Genomic DNA, 11,275 nt, shown 5'->3' on the forward strand with positions numbered 1-11,275 from the left:
GGCCTTGGTCAGGCCGCTTCGCTCTGCCGCGACATGCGCTTGCGCTCGTTGCTGTCGAGATAGCGCTTGCGCAGCCGGATCGCCTTGGGCGTCACCTCGACCAGCTCGTCGTCGGCGATGTAGGCGATGGCCTTCTCCAGGGTCATCTTGACCGGCGGGGACAGGTTGATCGCGTCGTCCTTGCCGGCGGCACGGATGTTGGTGAGCTTCTTGGTCTTGACCGGGTTGACCTCGAGGTCGTTTTCCCTGGTGTGCTCGCCGATGATCATGCCGGCATAGAGCTTCTCGCCAGGATGCACGAACAGCGGCCCGCGCTCGGAGATGTAGTTCAGCGCATAGGCCACCGCCTCGCCCTGCTCGCTGCTGATCAGCACGCCGGTGTGGCGCTGGGCGATCGCACCCTTGTAGGGCTCGAAGGCGTGGAAGATCCGGTTCAGCACGCCGGTACCGCGCGTGTCGGTCAGGAACTCGCCGAGATAGCCGATCAGCGCGCGCGACGGGCTGTGGAACACCAGGCGCTGCTTGCCGGCACCGGCCGGGCGCATGTCCTTCAGCTCCGAGCGGCGCTGGGTCAGCTTCTCGACGACGATGCCGGAATATTCCTCGTCGACGTCGATCGTGACCTCCTCGATCGGCTCCAGCTTCTGGCCGTTCTCGTCGGTCTGCATCAGCACGCGCGGGCGGCTGATCGACATCTCGTAGCCTTCGCGGCGCATCTGCTCGATCAGCACGGCCAGCTGGAGCTCGCCACGACCGGCCACCTCGTAGGCGTCCTTGCCGGCACTCTCGGTGACCTTGATCGCGACATTGCCCTCGGCCTCGCGCCTGAGGCGGTCCAGGATGACCCGCGAGGTCACCTTGCTGCCTTCCTGGCCGGCATAGGGGCTATCGTTGACCGAGAAGGTCATCGCGATGGTGGACGGGTCGATCGGCTGCGCCGGGATCGGCTCGCTGATCGACGGGTCGCACAGCGTGTCGGCGACGGTCGCCTTCTGGATGCCCGCGATCGCGATGATGTCGCCGGCCTCGGCCTCCTCGACCGGGGTGCGCTCCAGGCCGCGGAAGGCCAGGATCTTGGTGACGCGCGCCTGCTCCAGCAGCTCGCCGGTGCGGCTCATCGCCTTGATCGTGGTGTTGGGCCGGATGCGGCCGGACGCGATGCGACCGGTGAGCAGGCGGCCCAGATAGGGGTTCACCTCCAGCGTGGTCGCCAGCATCGAGAACGGTGCCTCCAGGTCCACCTGGGGCGGGCGGACATGGGAGACGATCAGGTCGTAGAGGGGGGCCAGGCTTTCGCGCGGGCCTTCGGGGTCGTGCGCAGCCCAGCCGTTCTTGGCCGAGGCGAACACGGTCGGGAAGTCGAGCTGCTCGTTGGTGGCGTCCAGCGCTGCGAACAGGTCGAACACCTCGTCATGCACCTCGTGGGCGCGCTGGTCGGGCTTGTCGACCTTGTTGATGACCACGATCGGGCGCAGGCCGAGGCGCAGGGCCTTGCCCAGCACGAACTTGGTCTGCGGCATCGGGCCTTCCGAGGCGTCGACCAGCAGGACCACGCCGTCGACCATGCCGAGGATGCGCTCGACCTCACCGCCGAAATCGGCGTGGCCGGGCGTGTCGACGATGTTAATGCGGGTGTCCTTCCAGGCGACCGAAGTGCACTTGGCAAGGATCGTGATCCCGCGCTCGCGCTCCAGGTCGTTGGAATCCATGGCCCGTTCCTGAACCTGCTGGTTCTCTCGGAACAAACCGGACTGCTGGAGAAGCTTGTCGACCATGGTCGTCTTGCCGTGGTCGACATGCGCGATGATCGCGATGTTACGCAGATCCATGAAACCCTGTGCTCGGCCGTGATGGGAGGCGCGAGCTGGCTGCTCGCGGAACGTGGCTGGCCTTATATAGGAACTGCAAGCGAGATTCCACGCCCTTGCCGCAGTGCAGCAAAAACTTCGTGGTGGTTGATCACCAGCCCTCAGGACAGGTCGTGCAGGTCCTTGCCGTTCGGTGGCCCTACGGAGAAGTCCGAGAAGCCGACCTCGAGCCCGGCCCGTTCGGGCGTGCAGCACATCGGCCCGACCAAGTAACGGCCGGCCTTCGGGAACGGCGCCAGCCGCAGGAGCGGCCAAGTGATCCGGTCGGCCGAGGCCTGCAGGCGCAGCACCCCGTCCTGCACCGTGGCACGCAGCGAGAAGTCCGCTGGATCGCCGGTGAAGCGGCCGGTCGCCCAGTCCGACCGGCCCACCGTCAGCACGCTGCTGAGCAGCGGCCAGCCGTCCGACAGCTCGATGCCGGCCTTGACCCAGTTCGCCGCGTCGATGCGCACCATCAGGCCGGCCTGGTCGTAGAGCGCCTGGTAGCTGGCCCGCACCCGCACTTCCGCGGTGAAGTCGCCCGTAACCGGCATGAAGAAGAAGTGGCCGCTGTCCCGGGTGAAGCCGTAATGGGTCTCGCGCCAGAAATCGGTGCCGCTGCCGGTGACGACCCGCAGCTCGTCGTTCTCCAGGCGCCAGGAGGGCGGCTCGTTCAGCCAGGTGCAGCCGGCGAACATGCCGCTCACTCACCCGGCCGGATCACGCCCTTCTTCAGGAGGATGCAGCCATAAAGGCGGGTTTCGCCAGTGGCGATCACCGCGAACGCCTTCTTGGAGCGCTCGTAGAAGGCGAACCGCTCGATCTGGCCGAGCTGGACCTTGCCCTTGGACGCCTCGCTCACCAGCGTGCCGTACTCGGCGCACACTTCCGGCATCGAACTTTCATCACCCACCACCGCGATGCGCAGCGCCGGGTCCGGCACGAAGTCGTCCAGCGGCATCACCGAGAGGACGGCTTTTAGGACCCGCGGCCCGTCGGCGGCATCCATGCGGATCAGCTTGCGCGTTGCCATGGTCTCGGACGGGAAGTTGGCGTCTGCGATCACGAGATCGTCGCCATGGCCCATGGCGCGCAGCACGTAGAGCAGGTCCGCGTTCAGGAGCGGATCGATTCCCTTGAGCATGTCTTGTTCCTCCCCGGTGCCGGCCGGCGCTGTCCATCCGGCCGCCGTCGCACGGCATGCCCATAACGAATGGCGGCGGGCTCCAGAAGGGGCTTCTGTGTCGGGCCTCAGCGGGCTAGGTCCAGCGCCAGCCCATCCCCGGCGGGCTGTGGCCTTCCCCGCAGCACCTGACCGAGCTTCCGTTCCGCCGCAACGAAGGCCGCCTCGATGTGATCAGGCCGGCATAGTCGTTGGGCTGGTCGATCACGCCCGGCTCGCCGGCCTCGTCCCGATGGATCGCCGGAGGAACCGCCCGGCTCACCCATCCAGCAGCCCGCTGATGTCGCCGAGCCGGTCGTCGATCCAGGCGGCCAGGGCATGGAGCGGGATGACGAGCAGGGTCATCCCGATCGGGATCGGCCACAGGCCGGTCTGCAGCCTGTCGCGGACGACGGCGAGCCGGCTGTGCATGGCTGGATCATTCTCCCGGGGCCGCGGCTCACCGGCAGCAATCCTGCTCAGGGGATCGCGGTGCTCGGGCGGGACGGGCTCAGCTCACCAGCTCGTAGGGAAAGACCGGGGTCGCCACCAGGTCGTAGACCAGTTTCAGGCAGACCAGCACGATCAGCACCGCCAGGAACAGGCGCATGTACTCGCCACGCAGCTGCATCGCGACCCGCGTGCCGAGCTGTGCACCGATCACCCCGCCCACGATCAGGAGCAGGCCCAGCACGATGTCGACCGTGTGGTTGAACGCGGCCTGCAGCAAGGTGGTGAGCGCCGCCACGAAGGTGATCTGGAACAGGGAGGTGCCGACCACGATCGAGACCGGCATGCCGATCAGGTAGATCATCGCCGGGATCATCACGAAGCCGCCGCCCACGCCCATGATCGCGGTGAGGATGCCGACCGCCGCCCCGATCAGGGCTGGGAGCAGCGCGCTGATGTAGAGGCGTGAGCGGGCAAAGCGCATTTTCAGCGGCCAGCGATGGGCGAAGCCGTGGCGGTGGCTGCGCTTGGGCTGGTTCACCGGGCGGGGCCGCATGGTCTGCAGTACCGTGCGCAGGCTCTCGTTCAGCATGGTCGAGCCGACCACGCCCAGCAGGATCACGTAGGAAAACGCGATAGTGACGTCGATATAGCCCAGCGCCCGGATCACCCGGAACAGCACGATGCCGATCGTGGCGCCGACGACGCCACCTGCCACCAGCACCGCACCCATCTTCACGTCGACCGTCTTGCGCTGGACATGGTTCAGCACCGCGCTGAACGAGGATGCCAGGATCTGCAGGGCCTGGGTGCCGACCGCCACGGCAGGCGGGATGCCCAGGAAGATCAGCAGCGGGGTCATCAGGAAGCCGCCGCCCACCCCGAACATGCCGGACAGGAAGCCTACCGCCGCGCCGAGACCCAGCAGCACCACCATGTCTACCGACATCTCGGCGATCGGAAGGTAGAGTTCCATACGCGCTGCGCGGCCCAGTCGATGCCGTCCGACCAGCCCACTCGATCGGCATGCCGGCGGCTGCCTGTCAACCTCGCAGGGCGGCCAGGATCGGATCCAGCAGCGTCTGTGGCAGCGCCTCACCGGCGATCAGGCGCAGGTTGGCGGCAGCGGTGGCGGCAGAACCGGGATCATGATCTGCAGGCGGACCCAGCCTGCCTGCCAGCCAGTCCACCGCCAGCCGCTCGGCCTGGAGCTCGGCCTGAAGGATCTTCCTCCGCAGGTCGGCCATGCCGGCATCGGTCGCGGCGAGCGGCTTGGCAAGCTCACGCGCCCTTCGCAGTGCTCTGGCGATCCGAGCACGCTCGTCCCAGCCGTCTGCGCGCAGCCGGGCCAGGTCCGCAGCGGCCCAGGCCCGCCCCGCCCAGCCGTCCAGAGCGGCCGAGAGCGCCAGGCTCACGTCCAGGCCGAACTCGTCCTGCAGCAGGAGGCAGCGCTCTGCCACGCCCGGGCGCGCGTAGAGCTCGGAGATCCGGGCGAACAGGTTCGGCGTCACGTCCGTTTGGGCGGCGGCTCCATGGCCGGCGGCGTGCCGTCCAGGATCTCGTCGGGCTGCTTGCCGTAATTGCGGATGCGGACCAGCACGTCGTCCATCTGCTCAGGCCCGAGCAGCTTCACCTCGCCCGCGGCCAGGACTCGCCAGTACTGGGCTGCCATCACCTCGACCTCGTGCGCTAGGCCCAGGGTCTTCTTCACGGTCGGGCCGATCGCGATCATGCCGTGGTTCGCGAGCAGGCAGGCGTAGCGATCCTTCAACGCTTCGATCGCATGATCCGACAGGGCCTGGGTGCCGTAGCGGGCATATGGGGCGCAGCGGATGTCGTGGCCGCCTGCGATCGTGACCATGTAGTGGAAGGCCGGGATGTAGGCGTGCATGCAGGCCAGCGCCACGCAGTGCATGGCGTGGTTGTGCACCACCACGTCGATGTCGCGCCGGCTGCGCTGGATGTCCCAGTGGAAGCGCCATTCCGAGGACGGCATCCGGTCGCCCTCATAGGTCCCGTCCCAGTACACCACCGGCAGGTCGGCAGGCTTCAGGTCCTCATAAGGGATGCCGGTGGGCGTGATGATGATGCCTTCGTCGATGCGCGCGCTGATGTTGCCGGAGGTGCCCTGGTTGATGCCGAGCTCGGTCATGCGCAGGCAGGCATCGATGATCTCCTGCCTGAGCTTGCGGTGCTTGACCTTCGCCATGTTCCTGCCAACTCCCTGCGCTGGACGGAGGAAAGGCTGGGCCGTGGTCAGCAGCTCTGTCAACATGCGATAGCTTGAGCAGAGGGGCACCGGAATGGGCGAAAGTCGGCGGGATGCGGTGCTGGTACTCGATGTCGGCAAGACCAACATCAAGCTGCTCGCCATCGACGCAGGCGGAAAGGTCCTGGCCCAGCGCCGCACGCCCAACCCGACCCTGCCGGGCCCGCCCTGGCGGCACCCCGACGTCGGGGTCACCGAGGCCTGGATGATCGAGGCACTCGGGGAGCTGGCGCGGGAGTTGAGCGTCGTGGCGATCGTGCCCACCGCCTATGGCTCGACCTGTGCCATGCTGGACGAGGCGGGCGAGCTGGCCTTCCCGATCATGGACTACGAGGACGAGCATCCGGACGAGGTGATCCGAAGCTATGCCGAGGTCGCCCCGCCGTTCAACGAGACCTTCTGCTCGATCGCGCCCAACGGCATGCTGCTGGCCCGCCAGCTCTGGCGCGCGCGGCACGAGCATCCGGAACAGTTCGCCAAGGTCAGGACGGTGGTGCCGCTCGGCCAGTACTGGGCCTACCGACTCTCGGGCCAGCTCGCCTGGGAGCATTGCGCGCTGGGAGCGCAGACCCAGCTGATCGCGACCTCGACCGGCGAATGGTCCAGCACCGCGCGCCGGTTCGGCTTCGACCGGCTGTTCCCGCAGCGGCGCCGTGCCGGCGACGTGCTGGGCCCGATCCGGGCTGGGCTGGCCGATAAAACCGGGATTCCAGCGGGGACGCCGGTGCTGGTGGGCATCCATGACAGCAATGCCGACTATGGCCGCTACCGGATGGCCGGGCTCGACCACTTCACCCTGCTCTCCTCCGGTACCTGGCTGATCACCTTCGATACCGACCTGCCGCTCGCCGAACTCGATCCGGCGCGCGACATGGTGAGCAACACCGACTTCACCGGCCGCCCGGTCGCCACGGCGAGGTTCATGGCCGGCCGGGAGTTCGACCTGGTCGCCCAGCTCGAGGGCAGCGGCGGCGGGGAGCCCGACCTCGCAGTGGTGCACCGGCTGATCGAGCGGGGCACCATGGCGCTGCCGACCTTCAACGCCAATGGCGACACCTTCCCCGGCACGGCCGGCAAGGGCCGGGTGACCGGCCCGGAACTGGCCGATCCGACCGAGGCCAGGGCGCTGGCCTCGCTCTACGTGGCACTCGGTACCGACGTGGTCCTGGATCTGCTCAAGAGCCAGGGACAGATGATCCTGGCCGGGGGGTTGGCCAAGGACCGGCTCTATGCCCCGATCCTGGCGGCCCTGCGGGCGCCGCAGCCTTTGTCCGTCTCGGCCGAACCGGACAGCACCGCGCTCGGTGCCGCGGAACTCCACTGGCGCAAGGTCCGCCCGACCCCGCCGATCGAGCTGACGCCGGTAGCCCCGGCCGAGCTCGCGGGGCTGACGGAATACCGGCAGCGCTGGCGGGCGGCGGTCGAGCATGGCTGACGGGGCTGGCCGGATCGGCGGGGACGGCTTGATCCTGCGCGATGCCGGACAATAACCATTTCCATGGAACGCCAGCACCAGCCGGCAGACGGCTCCGCTCCGCCGGACCTGGCCCTGCTGATCGAGCAGGTGGCGGCCAGCAGCGACCGCGAGGCGTTCGCCCAGCTGTTCCGCCATTTCGCACCGAAGGTGAAGTCGTACCTGCGCCGACTGGGCGTCGCCGATCCGGCGGCGGACGACCTCTGCCAGGAAGTCATGCTGTCGGTGTGGCGCCGCGCCGGACAGTACGACCGGCGGCTGGCCTCCCCGGCCACCTGGATCTACACCATCGCCCGCAACCGGCGCATCGACCTCTTGCGGCGCGATCGGGGCACGGAAGCGGAACTGGACGAGCGCGCGCTGGAAGAGCCGGACAGCCAGCCGCTCAGTGACGAGATCGTGGCGGCGAGGCAGATGCGTGAGCGCATGCTGGAAGCGGTGGCGACGCTGCCGCCCGAACAGGCCAAGCTGTTGAAGATCTTCTATTTCGAGGAGAAGTCGCACAGCGTCATCGCCGAGGAGATGGCGCTGCCGCTCGGTACGGTCAAATCACGGCTACGGCTCGCACTCGGCAAGATGCGGACGCTGATCGGCGGTGGCCAGGGCCAGGAGTCCGAGCCATGAGCGACGCCATGGACGAGATGCGCCACGACCTGCTCCTGGCCTATGCCGCGGGCCGGCTGCCGGAGCCCCTGGCGCTGGCCGTCGCGACCCACGTGGCGCTCAACCAGACGGCGCGCAGCCAGCTCCTGGCCTACGAGGCGCTGGGCGGCGCCTTTCTGGAGGAGTTGGACGATGTGCCGCCGGCACCGGGCAGCCTGGAGGCGGTGCTGGCGCGGCTCGATGCGCCGGCACCGCCCGCACCGGTGCTGCACGGACTGGACCAGGGCGTCCCGGCCGTGCTGGCGCGCCACCTGCCGGCCCCGCTGGACGAGTTGCCCTGGATCTGGCGCGGCCCCTTGTCCGAATATCCGCTCCTGACCGACATTCCCGGCTACGATACGCGGTTCTTCCGGCTGAAGGCCGGCTGGCCCGTGCCCAAACACACCCACGAGGGCACCGAGCTCACCGTGGTGATCCGTGGCGCCTATCGCGACAATACCGGGAGCTACCGGCGCGGCGATCTGGCGCTGGCGGACGCCAGCACCGACCACCGTCCCTGGGCCGAGCGCGGCGAGGACTGCTACTGCCTGGCGGTCACCGATGCCGGGCGGCGCCTGACCGACCCGATCCTACGCCTGCTGAACGGGGTCATCCGGATCTGAACACTCAGACGGAGGACGGCACCGCGGTCACCTTGCCGGCCCTGGGCTCCTCGACCTCGCCAGGCACCTTCCCGTCGGGGCGGCGCGCGTAGCGCTGGGCCAGCGTCGCGCAGACGAACAGCTGGATCTGGTGGAACAGCATCAGCGGCAGGACGATCATGCCCATGGTGGCAGCGGGGAACAGGATGTGCGCCATCGGGATGCCGGCCGCCATGCTCTTCTTGGAGCCGCAGAACACGATGGCGATCTCGTCCTCGATGGCAAAGCCGCCGCGCCGGCTGACCAGGGTGGTGACCGCCAGGACCAGGGCCAGGATCAGGACGTCCAGGACCAGGACGAGTGCCAGGTCGGTCCAGCCGAGCTGGGTCCAGATGCCTGCGACCATGCCCTGGCTGAACGCGGCATAGACCACGAGCAGGATCGAGCCGCGGTCGACCAGCCCCACCACCCGCTTGCGCGCCGCCAGCCAGCCGCCGATCAGCGGGCGCAGGGCCTGGCCCGCCAGGAACGGCACCAGCAGCTGGAGCAGGATCTTCCACAGGGAATCCAGGCTGAAGCTCATCTCGCTGGAACTGAGCAGCAGCGCCACCAGCAGCGGGGTCAGCACCATGCCGACCAGATTGGACAGGGATGCGCTGCACAGGGCCGCCGGGACGTTGCCGCGCGCGATCGAGGTGAAGGCGATCGAGGACTGCACGGTGGAGGGCAGCACGCACAGGAACATCAGCCCGATCACCAGTTCGTCCGGCAGGAACGGGCTCACCGCCCAGGTAATGCCCAGGCCGATCAGCGGGAACAGGAGGAAGGTGCTCAGGAACACGATCGACTGGAGGCGCCAGTGCAGCAGCCCTTCCAGCACGGCCTTGGGCGAGAGCTTGGCCCCGTAGAGGAAGAACAGGAGCGCTACTGCGGCATAGACCACCTGGTCCATGATCTCGGCACCCATCCCGTGCACCGGCAGCAGCGAGGCGAAGGCGACCGTCAGGATCAGGGCGATCAGATAAGGGTCGATGCCGAAGCGGGACAGGACGGAACGGAACGGCACGAGGGGCAAGCCTTCCCAAAGGTTCATCAAGAGGGTCTGCTGGGCATCAGCAGGATCGGTCATCCGCAGCCCAAATGGCGATCATAGGCATCCGGTACCACGATGGCCATCCGTGCGGACCGGCCGGGTAGTGCCCGAGCCGCCTGGTCCACCTCCAAGCCGTGCAGGTGCTGGACGGCATGATGCTGGTCGATGCCGGGCGGATCAGGCTGGGTCGCTTTGGCGAAGCGGGAAGAGTTCGGCCAGCTGCTTGTAGAAGAAGGTGGTCCGGCCGATCCGGCCGTCGACCGTGTAGCTGTGGCCCGGCACCTGGCCGAACTCGATCCAGCCGCAATTGCGGTAGAGCTGCTCGCCGGCACTGCCGGTCTCGGTATCGAGCATCAGGAGGGTCCGGCCGGCGGCAAGGGCGGCCGCCTCGGCCGCCTGGAGCAGGCGGCGGCCGAGCCCGCGGCGCCGGGCGCGCGAATGGACCAGCATCTTGCCGATCTCCGCCCGGTGCGGCGCGTTCGGCTGATGGGCGAGCATCAGCATCACCGTACCCGCGAGCCCCGCCTCGTCCTCGGCGACGAACAGCAGCCTGGTGCCCGCGGCCAAGCCGGGCAGCTGGTCCTGCCAAAAGGCACGGCCGTCGGCGGCGGAGAAACCGGCCAGAAAGTTGACCGAGGCCCCGGACGCCACCGCATCGGCCAGAATGGCGGCCAGCTCGTCCAGCCGCATACCGGCCTCGGCCGCCTCCAGCACGCGGATCCGGAGCTTGCCCGCCATCAGGAGGGCTCCCCTCGGGACTGGGGCCCAGGTGAAGCGCCCATCGGCAGGTGGCGGCGCAGGAACCTGCCGGTGAGCTGGAGGACTTCGGGATCGATGGCGTGGCCCAGGCCCGGGCGGGCATGGGCCTCGACCGGCACGCCCAGCCTGGCGAGTGCCTGCCGTGCGGCCGCCATCTCGCTGAACGGCACGACATCGTCCGCCTCGCCGTGGACGAGCAGCACCGGTGGCCTGGAAGCAGCCGGCAGGTCACCGGCGGCGAGGAACCGCCCGGAAAGGCCGACCAGGGCAGCGGGCGGCTCGACCATGCGCAGACCGGTATGCAGCGCCATCATGGCCCCCTGGGAGAAGCCCACCAGGGCCAGGGCCGAAGCCGGCAGGCCGAAGCGATCGAGTGTCGCCTGGAGAAAGCCCGCCAGGACCGGTGACGCCGCCTCGATTCCGCGCGTCAGGTCGGCCGGCAGCCTCGACTGGAGCGAGAACCACTGGCGGCCGAACGGGGCCAGGTCGCACGGCTGCGGACCATCCGGGGCCAGGAACACGGCACCCGGCAGGGTTTCTGCCAGGGCCGGCGCCAGCTCGATCAGGTCGGCACCGTCGGCACCCAGGCCGTGCAGCAGCACGACGCAGGCACTGGGCCTGGTGCCGCCGGCCGGGCCATGGATGAAGCAGGGTAGATCAGTCATCGTTCGGCGCTTGCGGCGTGTCCTGGAGGACAACCAATATGGGCACCATGAAAGCCGGTGGCATGCCATGCAACCGGCACGATAGGGAAAGGGTGGAGCTTGGTTCTCGCTGGTCATGACAGGCTGCCGCCGCTGTTCGCGGACGAGCCGGTGCGAGTCACCCGGTTCGCTCCCTCGCCCACCGGCTACCTGCATCTCGGCCATGCCTACTCGGCCCAGTTCGCCCATGACGCGGCGCGCTTCTGTGGCGGCAAGTTCCTCCTGCGGATCGAGGACATCGACCTCGGCCGCTGCCGGACCGAGTTCACCGAA

The 11,275-nt window shown here is 68.5% G+C and carries 14 protein-coding genes; 4 read left to right on the forward strand and 10 right to left on the reverse strand.

The genetic code is table 11. The annotated features are described in order from the left end of the window. Positions 1 to 8 precede the first annotated feature (8 nt). The 7 genes from typA to VNS22_RS01825 all read right to left on the reverse strand — a co-directional run bounded on the left by typA (position 9) and on the right by VNS22_RS01825 (position 5,668). Entirely contained in the window at positions 9 to 1,829 is a 1,821-nt protein-coding gene (gene typA / locus VNS22_RS01795) for a translational GTPase TypA (protein ID WP_325728995.1), read from the reverse strand. Positions 1,830 to 1,969: 140 nt separating this feature from the next. Beyond that, entirely contained in the window at positions 1,970 to 2,545 is a 576-nt protein-coding gene (locus tag VNS22_RS01800) for a DUF1349 domain-containing protein (protein ID WP_325728997.1), read from the reverse strand. Between the two features lie 5 nt (positions 2,546 to 2,550). Then, complete coding sequence (locus tag VNS22_RS01805) at positions 2,551 to 2,991, reverse strand: RbsD/FucU family protein (protein ID WP_325728999.1); 441 nt, start codon at positions 2,989 to 2,991, stop codon at positions 2,551 to 2,553. A 297-nt stretch (positions 2,992 to 3,288) separates the two neighbouring features. Then, on the reverse strand, positions 3,289 to 3,441 hold the full coding sequence (locus VNS22_RS01810) for a hypothetical protein (RefSeq protein ID WP_325729001.1): 153 nt from the start codon (positions 3,439 to 3,441) through the stop codon (positions 3,289 to 3,291). Between the two features lie 79 nt (positions 3,442 to 3,520). Beyond that, on the reverse strand, positions 3,521 to 4,435 hold the full coding sequence (locus VNS22_RS01815; RefSeq protein ID WP_325729003.1) for a sulfite exporter TauE/SafE family protein: 915 nt from the start codon (positions 4,433 to 4,435) through the stop codon (positions 3,521 to 3,523). Positions 4,436 to 4,502: 67 nt separating this feature from the next. Next, positions 4,503 to 4,970, reverse strand: a complete 468-nt coding sequence (locus VNS22_RS01820) for a TIGR02444 family protein (RefSeq protein ID WP_325729005.1) — start codon at positions 4,968 to 4,970, stop codon at positions 4,503 to 4,505. Beyond that, positions 4,967 to 5,668, reverse strand: a complete 702-nt coding sequence (locus VNS22_RS01825; protein WP_325729007.1) for a class II aldolase/adducin family protein — start codon at positions 5,666 to 5,668, stop codon at positions 4,967 to 4,969. The genes VNS22_RS01820 and VNS22_RS01825 overlap by 4 nt, the downstream gene beginning before the upstream one ends. A 94-nt stretch (positions 5,669 to 5,762) precedes the next feature. On the opposite strand from VNS22_RS01825, the gene VNS22_RS01830 reads away from it, so the two are divergent. The 3 genes from VNS22_RS01830 (at position 5,763) to VNS22_RS01840 (ending at position 8,467) form a co-directional block, all read left to right on the forward strand. Then, positions 5,763 to 7,163: an FGGY-family carbohydrate kinase gene (locus VNS22_RS01830; RefSeq protein WP_325729009.1), complete on the forward strand. Its 1,401-nt coding sequence runs from the start codon at positions 5,763 to 5,765 to the stop codon at positions 7,161 to 7,163. Positions 7,164 to 7,226: 63 nt separating this feature from the next. Beyond that, a complete protein-coding gene (locus VNS22_RS01835; RefSeq protein WP_325729011.1) occupies positions 7,227 to 7,826 on the forward strand; it encodes a sigma-70 family RNA polymerase sigma factor in 600 nt (199 codons plus the stop codon). Beyond that, entirely contained in the window at positions 7,823 to 8,467 is a 645-nt protein-coding gene (locus tag VNS22_RS01840) for a ChrR family anti-sigma-E factor (RefSeq protein ID WP_325729014.1), read from the forward strand. Before VNS22_RS01835 ends, VNS22_RS01840 begins: the two co-directional genes overlap by 4 nt. A gap of 4 nt (positions 8,468 to 8,471) precedes the next feature. On the opposite strand, the gene VNS22_RS01845 is transcribed toward VNS22_RS01840, so the two are convergent. From VNS22_RS01845 to VNS22_RS01855, 3 genes are all read right to left on the reverse strand, one after another. After that, positions 8,472 to 9,539: a bile acid:sodium symporter family protein gene (locus VNS22_RS01845; RefSeq protein WP_349261678.1), complete on the reverse strand. Its 1,068-nt coding sequence runs from the start codon at positions 9,537 to 9,539 to the stop codon at positions 8,472 to 8,474. A gap of 177 nt (positions 9,540 to 9,716) precedes the next feature. Continuing rightward, positions 9,717 to 10,277 carry a GNAT family N-acetyltransferase gene (locus VNS22_RS01850; protein ID WP_325729019.1) on the reverse strand — a complete coding sequence of 187 codons (561 nt, stop codon included), beginning with the start codon at positions 10,275 to 10,277 and terminating at the stop codon, positions 9,717 to 9,719. Then, positions 10,277 to 10,963 (reverse strand): alpha/beta hydrolase, encoded by a 687-nt coding sequence (locus VNS22_RS01855; protein WP_325729022.1) that lies wholly within the window; start codon positions 10,961 to 10,963, stop codon positions 10,277 to 10,279. Before VNS22_RS01855 ends, VNS22_RS01850 begins: the two co-directional genes overlap by 1 nt. Before the next feature lie 150 nt (positions 10,964 to 11,113). Between VNS22_RS01855 and VNS22_RS01860 the strand changes: the two genes are divergently transcribed. Next, the coding region (locus VNS22_RS01860) for a glutamate--tRNA ligase family protein (RefSeq protein WP_349261679.1) at positions 11,114 to 11,275 on the forward strand (162 nt) is incomplete at its 3' end.

Origin of the sequence: Geminicoccus sp., from assembly GCF_035556675.1 — a bacterium.
Taxonomy (GTDB): Bacteria; Pseudomonadota; Alphaproteobacteria; order Geminicoccales; family Geminicoccaceae; genus Geminicoccus.

Bases quoted from the DNA above. Each gene is read 5' to 3' on its own strand.
- typA (WP_325728995.1), bottom strand. From the start codon at position 1,829: ATGGATCTGCGTAACATCGCGATCATCGCGCATGTCGACCACGGCAAG.
- VNS22_RS01800 (WP_325728997.1), bottom strand. From the start codon at position 2,545: ATGTTCGCCGGCTGCACCTGGCTGAACGAGCCGCCCTCCTGGCGCCTG.
- VNS22_RS01850 (WP_325729019.1), bottom strand. From the start codon at position 10,277: ATGGCGGGCAAGCTCCGGATCCGCGTGCTGGAGGCGGCCGAGGCCGGT.
- VNS22_RS01815 (WP_325729003.1), bottom strand. From the start codon at position 4,435: ATGGAACTCTACCTTCCGATCGCCGAGATGTCGGTAGACATGGTGGTG.
- VNS22_RS01835 (WP_325729011.1), top strand. From the start codon at position 7,227: ATGGAACGCCAGCACCAGCCGGCAGACGGCTCCGCTCCGCCGGACCTG.
- VNS22_RS01855 (WP_325729022.1), bottom strand. From the start codon at position 10,963: ATGACTGATCTACCCTGCTTCATCCATGGCCCGGCCGGCGGCACCAGG.
- VNS22_RS01845 (WP_349261678.1), bottom strand. From the start codon at position 9,539: ATGAACCTTTGGGAAGGCTTGCCCCTCGTGCCGTTCCGTTCCGTCCTG.
- VNS22_RS01825 (WP_325729007.1), bottom strand. From the start codon at position 5,668: ATGGCGAAGGTCAAGCACCGCAAGCTCAGGCAGGAGATCATCGATGCC.
- VNS22_RS01840 (WP_325729014.1), top strand. From the start codon at position 7,823: ATGAGCGACGCCATGGACGAGATGCGCCACGACCTGCTCCTGGCCTAT.
- VNS22_RS01805 (WP_325728999.1), bottom strand. From the start codon at position 2,991: ATGCTCAAGGGAATCGATCCGCTCCTGAACGCGGACCTGCTCTACGTG.
- VNS22_RS01830 (WP_325729009.1), top strand. From the start codon at position 5,763: ATGGGCGAAAGTCGGCGGGATGCGGTGCTGGTACTCGATGTCGGCAAG.
- VNS22_RS01810 (WP_325729001.1), bottom strand. From the start codon at position 3,441: ATGCACAGCCGGCTCGCCGTCGTCCGCGACAGGCTGCAGACCGGCCTG.